Origin of the sequence: Paenibacillus sp. 2RAB27 (assembly GCF_052115445.1) — a bacterium.
In the GTDB taxonomy this organism is placed as follows: domain Bacteria; phylum Bacillota; class Bacilli; order Paenibacillales; family NBRC-103111; genus Paenibacillus_E.
Window position 1 is genome coordinate 1 of the sequence record NZ_JBFRGR010000025.1, and the last position, 18,703, is coordinate 18,703.

An 18,703-nucleotide genomic window follows, 5' to 3' on the forward strand; every position below is an offset into this window, starting at 1 on the left:
ATTGATGAAGCGTTCCCGCAGGAATGTTAAGTTCTTCAGCTATTTCCGTTACCGATTTCGTTTGTTCTTGAATAAATTTTACCGTTTGTTGTTTAAATTCATCATTGTACCTTTGCCGTTGTTCACCCATTGTGAACACCTCCTCGTTATGTCTATTATCTTAAATCTGTTAACGAGGTGTCCACTTTTTATTCTAGCTGCAAATCTACAGTTAATATTGCCGATTTATCTGAAATTTAATGAGTAGATGGAAAAAGTACATTTAAATTGAGGAAGATTGATAGTTTGGTGGTTTTTAGCAGTCATTAACTACAGGAAATCCAGCTATTGCTCCCAAATAGCGAGAATCAGCAAAAATAACAACATAAAATCCATTTAATTTGTTTGTGGCGGTGGAGATAGGTTCGGCTGTTGAAATAGGAGTAGGAGTAGGAGTAGGAGTAGGAGTAGGAGTAGAGGTAAGAGTAGGAGTAGAAGCGGGAGTAAGTTTGCTGAGTTTACACGTAGCGGAAACTGAAAATTGAACAAAGATGACGGTTTTTTTGATTACCGAATGTTAATTTTTAGCAGATAATAGAAATGTAAGCGATTACGGTTTCCGAAAATGTACGTAAAAAGGGGAGAAAAACCATGAAAAAGGCAGTAGTCACATTAATGTCATTATCCATGATTTTCACAGCAACCGCTTGTTCTTCGGGTACTTCTAGTAACCAAAGTGGAGGAGCTACAACAGCGCCAACAACAACGACTCCTAGTGCAACTGTCAGTGCAAGTAAGGATCCAGTAAAGCTTCGCATGGCCTGGTGGGGCGGTCAAGCGCGCCACGATTATACGCTGAAAGTTATCGAAATGTATGAGAAATCACATCCGAACGTGAAAATTGAAGCTGAATATGCAGCTTTTGATGATTATTGGAAAAAGCTAGCTCCTCAGGCTGCGGCTAACCAACTGCCAGATATTATACAAATGGATATCTCGTATTTAACACAATACGGTGGAAGAAACCAATTGGCGGATTTGACGCCTTTTACGAAGAGTAAAATATTGAACGTGGACGATGTTAGTCCAAATGCAGTTTCAGGTGGTCAAGTAGGCGGGAAGCTTGTCGCTATGAACTTAGGGGTTAATGCTTTGACCAGCATCATGGATTTCGAGATGTTGAAAAAGGCAGGTATTACGCCTCCTGAAAAGAACTGGACATGGAATGATTTGGATGCAATTACGGCCAAAGCAAAAGCTGCGGGCAAAATCACGGGCGGCTTTCGGGATGACGTTTTCTTCCCCTATTACCTGCGTACACTTGGTCAAAAAATGTATAACGCAGAAGGCACAGCCCTTGGTTATACCGATGATAAGCTGTTTGTTGACTATTTCAATCGCTCTCAGAAATATTATGACGCTGGAAGTGTACTGGCGCTTGATAAAGCTGCTCAAAAGAAAGGCACACCGGAAGATGACGAGTTGACATTGGGTAATTCCATTTCATCCAATGGTTGGTCTAATCAATTCATTGGTCTAGCTACAGCATCTAAGCGTGAGCTTGTGCTTCAGCCAATGCCAGGTCCTGATGCAAACAAAGGGTTATTCTTGAAACCAAGTATGTACTGGTCCGTATCAAGCAGTTCCAAAGTACAAGAAGAAGCTGCTAAATTTATTGATTTCTGGATCAATGATATTGAAGCAAATAAAATTATTAAAGGCGAGCGCGGCGTACCTGTTGCTTCTAAAGTGAAAGAAGCTTTGAAACCGCTGTTAACCCCGAATGAAATCAAAGTATTTGACTATGTCGCATGGGCTGAGAAAAACAGTGCGCCAATGGATCCTCCGAACCCAGTTGGTTCCATCGAAATCGAGAAGCTGCTTAAAGATACAGCTGAGAAAATCATGTACAAGAAAATAACGGTTCAAGAAGCGGCGGTCTCTTTCCGTAAGGATGCTACAGCAATTTTGGACAAAAACAAAAAGTAATACGTGATTCTAGTAACAGGTACTCATAATCGGATACTTCCTTAAGTGTTCAGATTGTGGGTACTTGTTTTTGTTCTACCTCACTATCGCACAACAGCTGACTGTCGATAACGCAACGGCGTCATTTTCGTCATTTGACGGAAAACCCGCCCGAATTGCACGAGGGAGCCGAAACCTACTTGCTCGGCGATCACGATGACTTTTAGCCTCGTCGTTGCCAGCAGCCTCTGAGCTTCTTGCACCCGAACGAGATTCACATATTCAACGAGTGAAAATCCGGTGATTTCTTTGAACATCCGACTTAAATAGGCGGGGCTGATTTCAAATTGTTCGGCAAGATCTTCCAGTCGCACCGGTTCATCGAAATGGGTGTTGATAAAACGCACGATGGTGGATATTTTCCGGTGTAAGGGCGAGACGTGTTCAGGTGAAATGATAGGATGTATGCGAACGAAACGTGCTGTGAATAACAGCAATTCAATTAGAAAGTGTGTGATGGCGAAAGTTTGTCCAATATGGGGATCCTTCGCTTCATGAATTAATTTGCCAAGAATATCTTCGACGAGTCTTCGAGTAGGCAGATCCAACCGCAGAACAGGCGTAGCATGTGTGAAGGCATCTAGCAGGAATGGAGCCTCTTCTTTCGTGTGGTCCAATAGGCTATCGCTAAAATTAATGACAACTCGCGCATGACCTAGTTTATCTGAATCTGAGGTGGCGTGAAGCTCACGTCGATTAATGAGGACCAAATCTCCTGGGAGAATGAGATACGATCGATCACGGATAAAATACATGCGTTCTCCTTCGTATAAATAATACAGCTCGTACATATCATGCATATGCTGAGTCCTCTCGAAAGGGCCCGAACGATGAATATGCTGAATGTAAAAAGGGCCTTCATCTTCATTGCCGAAGGTAACGGTACGCGACATATAGGGCAACTCCTTATTTGGAAATGAGGTAACTGAAGTATATCATGAAATTAGTGAAAAATATGAATAGTTTTTACTTGAAATAGGAATAGATGAAGAGAAAACGCTCCATACTTGCGATAAAATGAAGCTATAGTTTGATTAGCAAACGCTTGCACAAATAGGAGGAAATTTAATATGAACGCACTTATAGAGGCAGTACGCGCAGGACAAGTAAACGAGTTCTCATCCGATGTCATTAAAATTTATACATCTTCCCTAACGCAAGTGGGAGATACGACTCTGCTTATGGTACGTACAACAGAAGGTAAGCAACTAATCGTCGTAGGCTCAGGAGAATTGTTTGACCAACTGCAAGGTGAAGTTGTAGAAGGCGGTAAAGTAGCTCCTTTAACACATGCAAATCGACTGGTTATCAATCAATTTTTGCCTTATACAGCTCCTCAAGCCTTCGGTACACAAGTAGCGACTATGGGCTTAGGTGATCGACTTGGGATTGCAAGTCCTGGCCATATCCAAACGATCCGCGGCAAAGACATTCGTCCTGTTCTAGCGCAACAAAGTATTCGTGAGCTTGCTTTGACGGGCCGCACGTATGAGGATGTATTGGATGCAGCAGCTTATGCCGTTCTGCAAGAGGGCTACACAGATGGTTACGGCGCTGACGGCGACCACTTGAAGAAAGAAGAGGACATCGAGTACGCGTTGCGTCTTGGTTTTACGATGTTGACACTAGATTGCTCCGAGAATATCGACAACACGATTGAATCCATGAGCGAAGCAGAAATCGCGGCGAAATATGAGCAACTGCCTGCTAGCTTGCGCAGCCGCTATGAAGAGCGCTACCTTCAAACAGCACCCAATGTACCAGGAGCTACTCTTGCCTATACAGCAGAAGCTTTGAAGAAAGATGTATTGATCTATGATGCAGCTATTAATTTCATGGAAGCGATCTACCGCAAGTATATCGTTACACTTGATCGTGCGGTTGATTTCGAAATTTCCATTGATGAGACAGCGACGCCAACTTCCCCTGAGGCACACTATTTGGTAGCGAATGAGCTTCGTGATCGCGGCGTTGTGATTTTCAGCATGGCGCCACGCTTCTGCGGCGAATTCCAAAAAGGGATCGACTACATCGGAGATATCGCGCAATTTGAGCGTGAGCTAGCTAGTCATGCAGCGATTGCTGTTCATTTTGAATACAAGCTAAGCATTCATTCCGGCAGTGATAAATTCAGTGTGTTCCCATTGATCGGTCAATACACGAATGGCCTGTTCCATATCAAAACCGCGGGTACAAACTGGCTCGAAGCGGTACGTGTTGTAGCCAAAGTGAATCCTACACTTTATCGCCGCATGCACCAATATGCACTTGATCATTTTGTCGAAGCAACAGCTTACTACCATGTAACGACAGACATTAACGCTATCGCTCCACTTAGCGATGTAACCGATGCGCAGCTGCCTGATTACATGGAAGAAAATAATGCACGTCAATTGCTGCACATCACGTATGGTTTGCTTCTTCAAGCGAAGAATGAAGACGGAAGCCGCACGTTTGCGGATGAGTTTTTCCAAACTTTGGCGGATCAAGAGGATACCTTTGCAGAAGGACTTCGTCATCATATCGGCAGACACTTGGAATTGCTCGGTAAATAATGAAGTGAAAAAACGCCACAAACATCCCATTTAACGGGTGTTCGTGGCGTTTCTCATTTACCTAGGACAAGCCCTCGGTAGACTCTCCCATAGCATCATCTGCTCCAGGATAGTCCCTTGTAATACCTTCGTGCAGCTCACGATTCTCATAAGCAAAACGGTTGGTAGGGCGTTGATCCTCTCGCCAAGGGGTACTTTTCCCAAGGGATTCTGACAACATACTTGTGCCATAAGGCCCCTCGGGAAATTCCTCGGGGATCATGTCATTACGCTGTGATTCGACCGACTTGAGGTCTGTGTACGCAGCGAGGCGGTCTTCTGAGAGGAAGCCTAATCCCTCTACATTGTTGATGTGTGGTGACTTTTTACGCATGGATAAGCCTCCTTTTCAGGTTTTGCTTTTTCCAGTGTCCCCCGACAAACCCTTAAATATCCGTAAAATGTATGGATCCAATAATTTGGGATAAAAATTCGGTAAGCTCTTGAGCTTGTTCTTCGTTGATCTTGAATACATGCTCGAGGTAGCCTTCTTCGTTCAAATCGTCCGGTCCAATAACAGCACTGCGTCCCGATTGCAAATCGATGACCAGCTTCTTGCCATAATAGCGGGTAGTGGTCATGATCGCGAGGTCAAAACGGTGTAAAGCATTGCCAACGAAACAGACAAAACGCGTTGTTGTTTCTTCTTGATGATCATATAAAAAGTCATAATCAGACATGAGGGCCCTCCATTCTCTTTCTAGTATGGATCTATTATAACCGATAAGGGTCTGGGGGCAAAACGGTTCTTGCGCCTAACTGACAAACATGGTATGATTTGGATATTAGAAATGGGAAGCACCTTTTCTGTCCTGCGGGCAGAAGAGGTGCTTTTTCGTTTTTCTTAAACCTATTTCATATCAACGTCTGGAGGCATGGAAAGAGATGAACATTGTATTTCTGAACACGTTAGAGAAGAATTCAGGGGATCAGCAAGTGATTTCCGCACAGGTTTCGATTGTCGAAGAACAAGGGATTTGGAGTGTGTACTGGAGTGAACCTGACTTGACGGGTAAGCTGGAGCAAGACGAATGGTTCCAAGGAATAAGCTGGGATGAGATGCTTTTTGCTTTCCGTCAAGGCTTACGCGAGAAAATCAGAAGCGGCTTCCGTCCGTTGGTACACACAGAATTAGATCTTACGCAAGGACTTTCAGGTAAAGCGAAAATGACCCAAATGCTAACGTATTTCTGCGAGGAGAATCCGAATGAAGAGGTGTTCGAATCACTGCGTGCATGGCGCCGTGAGCAGGCTGCACGTGAGAAGAAGGCACCATACATCCTTGCTACGAACCGTGTCCTACGGATGATTTCAGTGTTCCTGCCGCAGACCAGGGAAGAGCTTCAGCAAATTCCTGGGTTTGGCGAGCAGAAAACGGCGCAGTACGCTGATCAATTGCTTGGACTGATTGGCGAGTGCATACGCACGAACGGATTTCCTTTAGATTGGGTTGCCAATTATGTGGATACGATGAAGTTTGAGGGTTGGCTGCTTGCTCAGAAGGAGCAGAAGCTGCGAATCGAGCTTGATCGTGAAGTCAGCAAACGCAAGCTGTTAGAAATCGTTGCTGGAGGCGGGAACTTGGCCGATCTTCAGGCGAATCTGACGATGCCGCGGAGAGAATTGCTGTTGTGGGTGGAAGATTTGGATCGTGAAGGCTACGATATGGATCCTCTCGTGGAAGCTGAACTTGCTTCGATTCCTGAGGAGGAGCAAATTAAAGCATGGAATGCGTATGAATCTGAAGGTGATCGCTATTTAAAGCCCGTTCTTAAGAGTCTCATCGGGACGGAAGAACTGAAGGGGAAAGAGTTAGACCGTGCCTATGAATGGCTGCGTTTGCTTCGGTTACGTTTTCGCAGAGAGAAGGAAAGAAATTCGATCCAAGCAGCTAGTTAATGTGCATTGACAAAGGCCTGTGGGATATGATTAAATGGTCAATAATCTAATATCCGTCAAAGCGATGACGAACATGGGTGAAGCCCGAAGTAGGAGAAATGCCGCTGCTGCAGAGAGTCGGTGGAAGGTGCGAACCGATGCAAGCATATTGTCCGAATTACAGTTCTGAGTTGGTGGAGGGAACATGCTCTATCGAGCACTAGTAGCTTACACCCGGCAAACTATTTGTCGTTAATTTTCTAAGTGAAAGAGAAGTGGCATGCCAGTAGGCGTGCAACCAATCTCTTTAATTAGGGTGGTACCGCGAGACAACCTTCTCGTCCCTTTGTGGGCGTTGAGGTTGTCTTTTTTGTATTCTTTTATAACTAATCGAATGGAGGGATCGTATGTTGTCATGGGAAAAGCTTACTGAGGAGCAGCAGCAACAAGTTGAGCATCAATGGGGTATCCTCAAACGCGGCGCAGCGGAAATCGTGCCGGAAGAAGCGCTGAAGATGAAGATTATGAAGGCGGTAGTGACAGGGACGCCGCTGAAAGTAAAGCTAGGATTGGATCCATCTGCACCGGATATCCACATTGGACATACGGTCGTCCTGCACAAGCTTCGTCAATTCCAAGACTTGGGACATGAGGTACAGCTGATTATTGGTGATTTCACGGGGCGCATCGGCGATCCGACAGGGAAATCCGAGACACGCAAACAGCTGTCGGAGGAAGACGTGAAGCATAACGCGCAAACGTATCAGACCCAGCTAGCCAAGGTATTGGATCTAAACAAAACATCCTTCTACTATAACTCCACATGGCTGGGTGAACTGCGCTTCGATGATGTGCTAAGACTTGCTGGTAAAGTGACGGTTGCTCGTATGCTGGAAAGAGATGACTTTGCCAAACGATATGCGGCGAATCAGCCGATACATGTGCACGAATTTTTCTACCCGCTTATGCAAGGCTACGACTCGGTTTCTTTAGAAAGTGATATTGAGCTCGGTGGAACCGATCAGACTTTTAATATTTTGATGGGGCGTACGCTTCAAGGGGCCTATGAGATCAAAGAGGGTCAGGTAGCGATCCTAATGCCTCTGCTAGAAGGGCTGGATGGCGTTCAGAAGATGAGCAAAAGCTTGCGCAACTACATCGGTATCGATGAGCAGCCGAATGACATTTTCGGCAAAACCATGTCCATCCCGGATACGCTCATGCTCAAATATTTCGAGTTAACGACAGGTTTGTCGAATGCCGAAATGGAAGAGCTGAGGCAAGGACTCGAAGCCGGTACGATCCATCCAAGAGATGCCAAGCTGAGGCTGGCGAAATTGTATGTTGAGATGTACCACGGTGTGGAAGCAGCTGAGGAGGCGGAGAAGCATTTTATTACTGTTTTTCAACAGCGCGCTTTGCCAGATGACATTGAGGAAGTAAATCTCGACAGTAGCCATCTGGAAGCAGGAAGCATGTCCATTATCAAGTTGTTAGTCAGCTTATCCTTGCAATCGTCGAATGGGGAAGCTAGACGGAGCGTGGAGCAAGGAGCTGTGAAAATCAACGAACAGAAGTTGACGGATATTCATGCGCAAATTACACCGGTGGATGGCGATATTCTGCAAGTCGGGAAACGGAAGTTTGTTAGAATCAAGCTATTGTAAGTTGAATGCCAAAAAGGGTGACTCCTCAGCAGATTTGCTACGTTTCTGCTTGAAGTCACCCTTTATCTATACATCGATCTGAGTCGATCATAGCCATTCTTTCTTACGGAACAGGACATACATGGCAATGCCGAGGACGCCCATAAAGGCGAGCACGATTTCATCCCCATGAGGGGTTAGGTGCAGCCCGAGAATATTATCGAAATTCATCCCGAAAACACCGGTAATGAAGGTCAAGGGCATGAAGATCGTTGTTAACGCGGTAAACACGCGCATGATATCATTGGCGCGGTTCGCGAGACTGGATTGATAAGCTTCTCGTAAGTTCCCCATCAGATCGCGCAGCGTATCGAACGTATCAACGATTTTGACGGCATTCTCATAAATGTCGCCGAAATACTTCTGGAGCTGATGATCGATCAATCGGAGCTCTTTTTTACCGAGCGTCCCAATGACGTCACGTTGAGGCGCAAGCACCTTTTTCAACCACAAAATTTCAGAACGAAGACCGATAATCTCATTCAAATGCGACTTCTTCGTCGCCATCAGAATATCTTCTTCCAGTTTCTCAATCTTGGCTTCAATTCGGTCACCGACCGCCACATAGTTATCGACGACGAGATCGACCAAATGATATAAGAATCGATCGGCACTGTTAACTTCTTCCTCCCAGAGGAAAGGTTTGAGTGCGCGCAGCTCATTAATTTTTTGTCGTGTTACCGTAATGATCACATGTTTGCTTAGAAATAGATTAAGTGCGCGTAAGAAAATTTCTTCATCATCGAACCGAATACTATTAATGACTATGAAATAATGAGAATCATAAAATTCAATCTTAGGACGCTGTTCTTCCTCACTAAGGCAATCTTCTACGGCCAAATCGTGCAAATGGAAAAGAGGCTGAAGTAATTCCAAATCCTCTATTCCCGCATCAATCCAATAGAAGCCTTGGCTTGGAGGTGTAAGCGCAGCAGTAACATCATCAACTAACGTAAAAATACCATTTTGAACCAACCGTGTTTTCATCTGCCCACCCCTTTGAATGGAATCAGCCGGTTAGTACATCTAGAAGAGCAATGCCCTGGATGATGGATTAACCGACTTCATTCCTACACTTTGAAATTGTTTATTCGCCTTGCAGGTTCTACTCCTCGGTTCTCCGTCCAAGCGTATGCCCTCCTTTTCCGTCCGTGTCGAATACTTGTCTAGTATACCTGTTCATATACCCTGTTTCAAGCCAAAAAGTTTGATGCAATAAGGGGAATTGTCGATAAGTTAGCTTATGGAGAATAGGCAAAGTCTGTGCCAAAAAAATAAACCGCCAAAACTTACTTGGCGGCATTTAAAATCTTATTTTTGACGTCTGTGTACATTTGAATGATCTCAGGACCGCCGCGCTTCATCAGATCATCTTCACTCTCAGCACCATAAACGAGATGAAGCTGTGAGACAGCGATTTCGGCTTGTTCAAGTGTAGGTTTGTCGGTTTCAATAAAGGCAAAATAACGATGTAAGGAGGCGAATGCAGAGAAATTATCCGATGTTTGGGTTGACATTATAGCCCTCATTTCTTCAAAAATTCTTATTCGTTTAGAAACATCTGCTATGAAACGCTAATCCTTAGTAATAACCTTAAGTACCTAAACTTAAACAGTTTACCACAATACAAATTGTATCATTTTAATGATAGCTTGGCTACAACTACTAATTTTTTTAGGATCACTGACATGTACAAGTCTAACCATCTTGACTTTCGTTAATTTTATAGTATGATAATGCTAATCGCATACGTTACGTTTTCTTATCAAGAGTAGGTGGAGGGACTAGCCCTATGACACCCGGCAACCGACAAACCTTTGCAAAAAGGGGAGCACGGTGCTAATTCTTGCGGAAACGCTGTTTACAGCGAATCTGGGAGATAAGAGAAGGACATTGACTTTGATTTTTCATGGCCTTTCTCTGATTCCAGGGAAGGTCATTTTTGCATTTCACATAAATTTTTCAACTAAACCTAAATTAATGAAGAGGAGTGAACAGGATGCCGATCAAGATTCCTGACAACCTGCCTGCCAAAGAAATTTTAAACCAAGAGAATATCTTCACCATGGACGAATCTGTCGCGTATCACCAGGATATACGTCCACTTCGCATTGCCCTGCTTAACTTAATGCCGACCAAAGAAACGACGGAGACGCAGCTGTTGCGCTTGATCGGGAACACGCCACTGCAAGTGGAGTTCGTGTTGCTACATCCGAAAACTCACACTTCCAAAAATACGTCCCTCGAACATTTAGATATGTTTTACAAAACGTTTGATGATATCAAAGACGATAAGCTGGATGGTATGATTATTACGGGTGCGCCCGTAGAACAAATGGATTTCGAAGACGTGAATTATTGGGAAGAGCTAACCCAAATTCTTGAATGGAGCAAGCGGAATGTGACTTCCACGCTGCATATTTGTTGGGCGGCTCAAGCAGGTTTATACCATCATTTCGGCGTACGCAAATATGCGCTAGAGAAGAAGGCATTTGGCGTATTCCCACATACGGTAAGTGTTCCGAACACGAAGCTGTTGCGCGGCTTTGATGAAGTGTTCAATGTTCCGCAATCACGTCACACTGATATTAATCGTGAAGATATTGAGCGATGTCCAGATTTAGAAATTTTATCAGAGTCCGATGAGTCTGGTGTATATATCGTCGCAACGCGCGATGGTAAGCATATTTTCGTGACAGGACATTCGGAATATGATGCTTGTTCCTTGAAATGGGAGTATGACCGCGATGTGGCCAAAGGGCTGCCGATTGATATTCCGAACAATTATTACCCGAATAACGATCCGAGTAGACTGCCTTACAACACTTGGAGAGCCCATGCGAATTTGCTGTTCTCGAACTGGCTGAACTATTATGTATATCAAGAAACACCTTTTGAGTTGACGGTAAACATAAATGAAAGCTTGGCAAGCTCGCAATTGTAAAATCGAACCCATACCCTGAGGAGGAAATTCTCTTGTTGAAAATCGAAAGTCGTCTCGCTCAAATTGGCTCTATTGAAGAACCTGTTACAGGTGCTGTTAGCTTTCCTATTTATCAATCAACTGCGTTTCGCCACCCTAAGCTGGGACAGAGCACTGGATTTGATTATGCGCGGACGAAAAGTCCAACGCGTAAAGTACTAGAAGACGCTATTGCTCAGCTCGAGTCCGGAGATGCAGGCTTTGCATGTTCCTCAGGAATGGCGGCATTGCAAACGATTTTCGCCTATTTCAGCCAAGGTGATCATTTGATTGTTTCCTTGGATTTATATGGTGGTACGTATCGTCTATTGGAAAGAATCATGTCCCGTTTCGGTGTAACGGCTACGTATGTAGATACGAATGATTTGGATGCACTAGAAGGTGCGTATCAGTCCAATACGAAGGGTCTTGTTATTGAAACACCAACGAACCCATTGATGATGATCACAGATCTTGAGCTTGTATGTACATGGGCCCGTAAAAAGGGCATCGTCTCCATCGTCGATAACACGCTGCTTACGCCTTATCTACAACGTCCAATTGAGCTTGGGGCCGATATCGTCATCCATAGCGCGACGAAATATTTGGGCGGACATAACGACGTATTAGCGGGTCTGATTGTTACAAAAGGGAAAGAGCTTTCGGAGCAAATGGCTATTCTCCATAACTCCATTGGAGCTGTGCTTGGACCGCAAGACAGCTGGCTTCTGATGAGAGGGATGAAAACCCTCGCGTTGCGTATGGAGCGTCATGAGCAGAATGCTACGGCGATTGCGAATTTCTTGCTCCAGCACAAGTTGATTTCAGACGTATACTATCCAGCGCTTGAATCACACCCTGGCTATGCGATTCAAAATAAACAATCCAGCGGCAATACAGGGATATTCTCCTTCAAGGTGAAGGATGCTCGCTTAATTGAACCAATTCTTCGGCATATTAAGCTCATTGCATTCGCAGAAAGCTTAGGCGGGGTTGAATCCTTGATGACCTACCCAGCTGTACAAACACATGCGGACATTCCGCTAGAAATTAGAGAGCAAATTGGTGTCGATGACCGTCTGCTTCGTTTCTCTGTTGGGATCGAGCATATTGATGATTTGATCGCGGATTTGTCGAACGCCCTAGATGCAGCACATGCCGAGTTGGAAGGAGCTTCACAATTATGAGCCATTCTTCTTCGGATAAAGAGAAACGTAAAGCACACGGCAAATTTGCCACAAGACTGATCCATTTTGGGGCTGAAATTGATGAGGCAACAGGGGCATCCAGCGTGCCTCTGTATCAGGCTTCAACCTTTCATCAGGCTGATTTGGAAGCAAACCAAGAATACGACTACACTCGCTCTGGTAACCCGACGCGTCAAGCATTAGAGGATTACATCGCATTATTAGAAGGCGGTACGCGTGGATTTGCGTTCGCCTCAGGGATGGCAGCCATCTCTTCTGCATTGATGTTGTTGTCGCAAGGAGATCATGTCATCTGTACGGAAGACGTGTACGGCGGTACCTATCGTTTGCTGACTACGATTATGAATCGCATGGGTGTGGAATCTACGTTTGTAGATATGACGAACATCGCTGAGGTGAGAGCAGCACTACGTTCTAATACGAGAGCTGTATTCATTGAAACGCCTTCAAATCCAACGCTTCGTATTACGGATATTGGTGAGATTGCTGCTTTTGCGAAGGAGCATGACCTGCTTACGATGTTGGATAATACCTTCATGACACCTTATCATCAACGTCCAATTGAGCTAGGCATTGACATCGTACTGCATAGTGCAACGAAATTTCTTGGCGGGCACAGTGATGTGTTAGCAGGGCTAGCTGTTGTAGCGAATGACAGCCTTGGTCGTCGAATGAAGCAAATTCAAAATGGCATGGGGAACGTGCTCGGCATTCAAGATTCATGGCTGCTCATTCGCGGTATGAAAACGTTGCAAGCCCGTATGGAAATGTCTGAGAAGGGTGCTCGCAGATTAGCACAATGGCTGACTGAGCAACCGGATATCGACGTGGTCTACTACCCAGGTCTGCCTAACCACCCAGGTAGAGAAATTCATGAGAAGCAATCGCTTGGCTATGGTGCTGTCGTCTCATTTGACGTTGGCTCTGGCGAGAAAGCGAAGAAGTTGCTAAGTAAAGTTAAAATCCCGCTCGTAGCTGTGAGCTTGGGTGCTGTAGAGAGTATCTTGTCCTATCCGGCCATGATGTCTCATGCTGCTATGCCGAAGGAAGTTCGCTTACTGCGCGGCATTACGGATGGTCTCGTGAGATATTCGGTGGGACTAGAAGATATCGAAGATATCATCGAAGATTTGGAACAAGCTCTGCGCGGTTAAGCACCGTGGTATTCAGAAATTATTCATATTTGCATAGGAATAACGACTGGAAAAAGCAGCCCCGTGCTGCTTTTTTGGCATGAGTATGGTACGATAAATGGATACGAGCCTTCAGAAAGTAAAGGAGTGAGTAGTAATGAAACCGATCGATCGCATTTTAAATAAAGCACAAGCAGGCGGGCGAATTGATGTAGAAGAATGCATTACGCTGTTCGAATCCGATCAAATAGAGAAAATTGGCGACACCGCTAATCAGATTATGAAAAAATGGCACCCAGATCCGATCACGACTTTTGTGATTGGGCGGAATATTAACTACACGAACATCTGTGATGTGTATTGCCGATTCTGTGCTTTCTACCGTCCACCAGGTTCCGCGGAAGGGTATGTACTGCCGGATGAAACGATTTTCCAGAAGATTCAAGAGACCTTGGATGTTGACGGAACTGAGATTCTTATGCAAGGCGGTACGAATCCGAATCTACCATTCAGCTACTATACGAATATTTTAAAAGAAATTAAGAAGCGCTTCGATATAACGATGCACTCCTTTTCGCCCGCTGAAATTATGAAAATGAAGGATGTTTCCGGCGGTTTATCGCTGGAGGAAATCGTTCGTCAATTGCATGAAGCGGGACTTGATTCGTTGCCAGGTGGCGGAGCAGAAATTCTTGATGACCGCACGCGTCGCAAGATCTCCAAGTTGAAAGGCTCTTGGCGCGATTGGATGGATGTCATGCAGACGGCTCACAAGCTCGGCATGCATACGACGGGTACAATGGTAATTGGCTTCGGCGAATCCATGGAAGAGCGGGCTCTGCATATGCTACGTATCCGCGATGCGCAAGACGATGTACTGCTGCAGAAGCTGAACACACCAGGTTTTCTGGCATTCATTCCGTGGACGTTCCAACCGGACAACACGAATATGAAGGCGGAGAAAGTTACGCCTGAAGAGTACTTGAAAACGTTGGCGATCAGCCGCATCATGCTGGACAACGTGCCGAACTTCCAATCCTCATGGGTCACCATGGGACCTGAGGTTGGCAAGCAGACGCTGAGCTATGGCTGTAACGACTTCGGCAGCACCATGATCGAAGAGAACGTTGTATCCGCGGCGGGCACCACGCACAAGGTTAACGTGTCCTCGACGCTGGACATCATCCGTCAAGCAGGCAAAATCCCAGCGCAGCGGAATACGAAGTATCAGATTCTGCGCGTGTTTGACGACGAGAATGTGAAGATTGATCGTGATTTTGTGATGCAGAACTAAAATGTGCTGAACCATGAGCGACAACGCTTATCTATTACAAACCCACTGGTGGGATTTGTAGGGATAAGCGTTTTTTTGTCTTCGAGGTCAACAGCCCCGAGATAGTCGATGAACCGACTAACTCCGTTACACCCAACGTCTACAAGATGAAATTGCTCGAAATCATCAAAGTTTTTACCAGTTTTTTCACCATTTTAAGTTTAAATTAAGCTAAGTTTCAGGTAACCGCAGGTCAATAAGAGTACAATGGGGGGACACCACAAATTCGAGATTGAAGATCGGAGTGATTTTTGTGAAACTGCTCAAAAGCTTTGTACAAGGATTTCTTTATGCTTTCGTCTCTATCGGTGTTCTCCCCTTCCTTCTTGTGAAGGCTTTGATCGAGCTGTAAATCGCCTCCTTACTTTCGAGAGGGGCAGCCGTGTGCTGCTCCTTTTTTGCATTTTCCCTTCTTCCGCAAATGGCAAATTGTTCGTTGTATATCTCCCTCGTATCGACCATATACTCTTAAGAGGAGGATGCATAGATGGAAGGAGTGAGCACATGGAACTGTTTGCAATTGCCCTAATCAATGTCGAGGAATCCTATGTACGTTCGCTAAGCGCACAGGTGAAGCAAGCGCTGCAGCATTTACATATCGCCCAAAATGGTTTGACGGCTACCTACATTTGGTGTGAAACACGTGCTTTTATTTATGTGGAAGCGGAAGCAGGAAGTGTGATCCACGATCCACATATTCATGAGGTTCAAGTACGAGCTTGCGTAGCTGAAGTGTTGGCGAGCCACATTGTAGCGGACAAGGAATCCAGCATTTTACGTAACTTGATCACCAAGGATTTTAAATATGAAAAGCAGTCAGACATCGAGGCCATCGAAGGTTACTGTAAGCAATCCTTGATCCAAGAGAGTGAGCTGGAAGGGTTGCCGCTGATGAATAGCAGCCCAAGTCGGCTTCGTCGTATTGGGCTGCTCAAGGAACAGATAAACGCATTGCTCGAGGAGAATCCGCAGATTAGCTTAGATGGCTTCCTCAAATTCCGCATTCAGGAGTATAGGGAAGAACTAAGGGAAATTGCCGAATATGCGATTGATGAGTTTATGATGGACCGCCAGTATCAGGAATTTATTTCGCTTCTACAATATTTCGTGTACATTCAAGAGGCCAAAATACCTGCAGCGCATCTCATTCACAAAGGCGGCCATGAGTTCGTCATTCTGAATGATCGGATGGAACCCATTGATGCGAATGAATTTGATGCCAGCTTTCGAATGGAGATGTTGGAGAAGGACATCAATTTCGAGGATATGATCGTGAGCACTCTGATCACTGTCTCTCCCGCCAACATTTATATTCATACACGGGATCCCGAATTAACGATTATTAAGACGATAGGACAAATCTTCGAAGACCGTACATCGGTGTGCAGTTATTGCCGTACGTGCGACCTTTATCTCGGAGATGCCAAAAAGCAGGATCAACTATCCCCTTGACCTTGTCCCTCTCGCCATTTATAATAGTGATCGAAGGCGTTAGTATCAAAGACAACAACTTTCTGTATGAACTGCTCAGAGAGAGGAGACCAGGCTGCAATCTCCTTCAGCGAATCGGATTGTTTACCCCTTTGTAGCCGTATTGTGGAATTCGACCTGACTTGCAGGTGCGATACTATACAGTACCGGAATCATTCCCGTTAACGAATGCTGATGAGGATTCGACTTTCCCTTGGGTTAGAGCGAATCGAACTAGGGTGGAACCACGAGCTGAGCGCACTCGTCCCTTTATGGGATGAAGTGTGCTTTTTTGCGTTCATTTTTAAGTTTATGTATTAAACTTGCTTTGCATGAACCAAGATAAACGCGTATGTCCAACAGGACAATGTAGCCGTTTATTCCGGTTCAATTCACTATTCACTTACACAATTAGGAGGCAGGAAAGATGGTTGTACAAGTAAAATTACCAGATGGCGCAGTGAGAGAGTATGCAGTAGGGACCACAATTGAGCAAGTAGCGGAATCCATTTCATCCGGTCTGAAGAAAAATGCAGTGGGTGGTAAAGTAAACGGGAAATCCGTAGATTTATCCTTCGCTTTGAATCATGATGCTGATGTTGAAATCTTAACGCTGGATAGCGAAGCAGGACTAGAAATGTACCGTCATAGCACAGCGCATTTGATGGCACAAGCGATCAAGCGTATTTATGGCAATAAAGCAGTTAAGCTAGGAATCGGTCCTGTGATTGAGGATGGCTTCTACTATGATATCGATTTGGAAACACCGCTGAACCCTGAAGATTTGATCAAAATCGAGAAGGAAATGGAGCGCATCTCAAACGAAAATTTGGCGATTACCCGACGTGTTGTATCCCGTGAGGAAGCAATTCGTATTTTCACCGAGATGGAAGACCCATTCAAGCTTGAATTGATCCGTGATCTACCGGAAGATTCCGTTCTTACGATCTATGATCAAGGGGAATTCTTTGACCTCTGCCGCGGACCTCATTTGCCGTCAACAGGACGCATTAAAGCGTTCAAATTGTTGAGTGTTGCTGGTGCTTACTGGCGTGGAGATGCAAAAAATAAAATGCTGCAACGCATCTACGGGACTGCGTTCCCTAAGAAAGCGCAATTGGATGAGCATTTGCACTTGCTTGAAGAGGCGAAGAAGCGTGACCACCGTAAACTAGGTCGTGAGCTTAAAATGTTCTCATTCTCACGTGAAGTTGGTCAAGGCCTACCACTTTGGTTGCCAAATGGCGCGAAGCTAAGACGTACAATGGAGCGCTATATCGTTGATTTGGAAGAACGTCTAGGCTACCAACACGTGTATACACCTGTACTTGCTAACGTTGAGCTTTACAAAACTTCTGGACATTGGGAACACTACCAAGAAGACATGTTCCCGAAAATGATCATGGACAATGAAGAGCTTGTCCTTCGTCCAATGAACTGTCCGCACCATATGATGGTGTACAAGAGTGACATGCGCAGTTACCGTGATTTGCCGGTTCGTATCGCTGAACTTGGCACGATGCACCGTTATGAGATGTCAGGTGCTTTGACTGGTTTGCACCGCGTTCGTGCAATGACATTGAATGACGCTCATATCTTCTGCCGTTTGGATCAAATTAAAGAAGAGTTCTCCCGCGTTGTTACATTGATCCGTCAAGTGTACGCAGATTTCGGAATTACTGATTACCGTTTCCGTCTATCTTACCGTGACCCGAAAGACACGGAGAAATATTTCCAAGACGATCAAATGTGGGAAACTTCCCAGCGTATGCTGCGTGAAGTAGTTGAAGAACTAGGCTTGCCATTCTATGAAGCAGAAGGCGAAGCAGCGTTCTACGGTCCTAAACTAGACGTTCAAATCAAGACTGCGCTCAAGAAGGAAGAGACGCTTTCGACTGCGCAAATCGACTTCCTATTACCTGAACGCTTCCAACTTGAATACACAGGGGAAGATGGTCAGAAACACCGCCCAGTCGTAATCCATAGAGGAATCATCTCCACAATGGAGCGTATGACAGCCTTCTTGCTTGAGAATTTCGCTGGCGCGTTGCCAACATGGTTAATGCCAACCCAAGCTAAGGTTATTCCGGTTTCACCTGCGTTCGAAGAGTTCTCCAATCAAGTTACGGAGAAACTGAGAGAAGCTGGTATTCGTGTTGAAGCGGACAATCGTAATGAGAAGCTAGGGTACAAGATCAGGGAAGCGCAGCTGGAGAAAATTCCGTTCATGCTTGTCGTAGGCGAAAATGAAGTGAAGAATGAAAGTTTGTCCATCCGTAAACGCGGTCAAGGGGATCTAGGTACACAGCCGATTAATGAAGTCATCAACATGATTCAAGAAGAAATCAAAAACAAACTGTAACTCCCATTTGTTACTATTAAGAAGCAGAGAAGTGCTAGTCACTTCTCTGC

General features: G+C 45.1%; 16 protein-coding genes, 1 riboswitch and 1 other annotated feature. Of the genes, 10 read left to right on the plus strand and 6 right to left on the minus strand.

Annotation, left to right across the window (positions count from 1 at the left end):
- Window positions 1-130 (minus strand): transposase (locus AB4114_RS26095; protein WP_441991143.1); only part of this gene is annotated, 130 nt, incomplete at its 3' end.
- A gap of 500 nt (window positions 131-630) precedes the next feature.
- On the opposite strand from AB4114_RS26095, the gene AB4114_RS26100 reads away from it, so the two are divergent.
- Entirely contained in the window at window positions 631-1,968 is a 1,338-nt protein-coding gene (locus AB4114_RS26100; RefSeq protein WP_441991087.1) for an ABC transporter substrate-binding protein, read from the plus strand.
- Between the two features lie 83 nt (window positions 1,969-2,051).
- On the opposite strand, the gene AB4114_RS26105 is transcribed toward AB4114_RS26100, so the two are convergent.
- Window positions 2,052-2,900 (minus strand): helix-turn-helix domain-containing protein, encoded by an 849-nt coding sequence (locus AB4114_RS26105; protein ID WP_441991088.1) that lies wholly within the window; start codon window positions 2,898-2,900, stop codon window positions 2,052-2,054.
- A gap of 177 nt (window positions 2,901-3,077) precedes the next feature.
- On the opposite strand from AB4114_RS26105, the gene AB4114_RS26110 reads away from it, so the two are divergent.
- The gene (locus tag AB4114_RS26110) at window positions 3,078-4,562 is read left to right on the plus strand and encodes a tagaturonate epimerase family protein (RefSeq protein WP_441991089.1); all 1,485 of its coding nucleotides are present in this window, start codon (window positions 3,078-3,080) and stop codon (window positions 4,560-4,562) included.
- Window positions 4,563-4,623: 61 nt separating this feature from the next.
- Here the strand turns inward: AB4114_RS26110 and AB4114_RS26115 are convergent, their stop codons facing one another.
- Entirely contained in the window at window positions 4,624-4,935 is a 312-nt protein-coding gene (locus tag AB4114_RS26115) for a hypothetical protein (RefSeq protein ID WP_441991090.1), read from the minus strand.
- Window positions 4,936-4,987: 52 nt separating this feature from the next.
- Complete coding sequence (locus AB4114_RS26120) at window positions 4,988-5,281, minus strand: DUF3055 domain-containing protein (protein WP_056609472.1); 294 nt, start codon at window positions 5,279-5,281, stop codon at window positions 4,988-4,990.
- Between the two features lie 205 nt (window positions 5,282-5,486).
- Here AB4114_RS26120 and AB4114_RS26125 point away from each other — a divergent pair, with 205 nt between their 5' ends.
- Both AB4114_RS26125 and tyrS read left to right on the plus strand, forming a co-directional pair.
- Entirely contained in the window at window positions 5,487-6,500 is a 1,014-nt protein-coding gene (locus AB4114_RS26125) for an HRDC domain-containing protein (RefSeq protein ID WP_441991091.1), read from the plus strand.
- Window positions 6,501-6,565: 65 nt separating this feature from the next.
- Window positions 6,566-6,828, plus strand: a binding site (T-box leader).
- Between the two features lie 61 nt (window positions 6,829-6,889).
- Entirely contained in the window at window positions 6,890-8,146 is a 1,257-nt protein-coding gene (gene tyrS / locus AB4114_RS26130) for a tyrosine--tRNA ligase (RefSeq protein WP_441991144.1), read from the plus strand.
- 87 nt (window positions 8,147-8,233) lie between these two features.
- Here the strand turns inward: tyrS and corA are convergent, their stop codons facing one another.
- Both corA and AB4114_RS26140 read right to left on the minus strand, forming a co-directional pair.
- The gene (gene corA / locus AB4114_RS26135; RefSeq protein ID WP_441991092.1) at window positions 8,234-9,172 is read right to left on the minus strand and encodes a magnesium/cobalt transporter CorA; all 939 of its coding nucleotides are present in this window, start codon (window positions 9,170-9,172) and stop codon (window positions 8,234-8,236) included.
- 302 nt (window positions 9,173-9,474) lie between these two features.
- Window positions 9,475-9,702, minus strand: a complete 228-nt coding sequence (locus AB4114_RS26140; protein WP_171630034.1) for a hypothetical protein — start codon at window positions 9,700-9,702, stop codon at window positions 9,475-9,477.
- Between the two features lie 242 nt (window positions 9,703-9,944).
- Window positions 9,945-10,071: riboswitch (SAM riboswitch) on the plus strand.
- Between the two features lie 113 nt (window positions 10,072-10,184).
- Here AB4114_RS26140 and metA point away from each other — a divergent pair.
- The 6 genes from metA (at window position 10,185) to thrS (ending at window position 18,653) form a co-directional block, all read left to right on the plus strand.
- Window positions 10,185-11,129, plus strand: coding sequence for a homoserine O-acetyltransferase MetA (metA, locus tag AB4114_RS26145; RefSeq protein WP_441991093.1), 945 nt, complete (start codon window positions 10,185-10,187; stop codon window positions 11,127-11,129).
- Between the two features lie 35 nt (window positions 11,130-11,164).
- A complete protein-coding gene (locus tag AB4114_RS26150; RefSeq protein WP_441991145.1) occupies window positions 11,165-12,334 on the plus strand; it encodes an aminotransferase class I/II-fold pyridoxal phosphate-dependent enzyme in 1,170 nt (389 codons plus the stop codon).
- The gene (locus tag AB4114_RS26155) at window positions 12,331-13,509 is read left to right on the plus strand and encodes a trans-sulfuration enzyme family protein (RefSeq protein ID WP_056609485.1); all 1,179 of its coding nucleotides are present in this window, start codon (window positions 12,331-12,333) and stop codon (window positions 13,507-13,509) included. Before AB4114_RS26150 ends, AB4114_RS26155 begins: the two co-directional genes overlap by 4 nt.
- A 136-nt stretch (window positions 13,510-13,645) precedes the next feature.
- The gene (gene mqnC, locus AB4114_RS26160) at window positions 13,646-14,782 is read left to right on the plus strand and encodes a cyclic dehypoxanthinyl futalosine synthase (RefSeq protein WP_056609487.1); all 1,137 of its coding nucleotides are present in this window, start codon (window positions 13,646-13,648) and stop codon (window positions 14,780-14,782) included.
- A 543-nt stretch (window positions 14,783-15,325) separates the two neighbouring features.
- Window positions 15,326-16,273, plus strand: coding sequence for a putative sporulation protein YtxC (locus tag AB4114_RS26165; RefSeq protein ID WP_441991094.1), 948 nt, complete (start codon window positions 15,326-15,328; stop codon window positions 16,271-16,273).
- A gap of 445 nt (window positions 16,274-16,718) precedes the next feature.
- Window positions 16,719-18,653, plus strand: a complete 1,935-nt coding sequence (gene thrS / locus AB4114_RS26170) for a threonine--tRNA ligase (RefSeq protein WP_441991095.1) — start codon at window positions 16,719-16,721, stop codon at window positions 18,651-18,653.
- Window positions 18,654-18,703 lie beyond the last annotated feature (50 nt).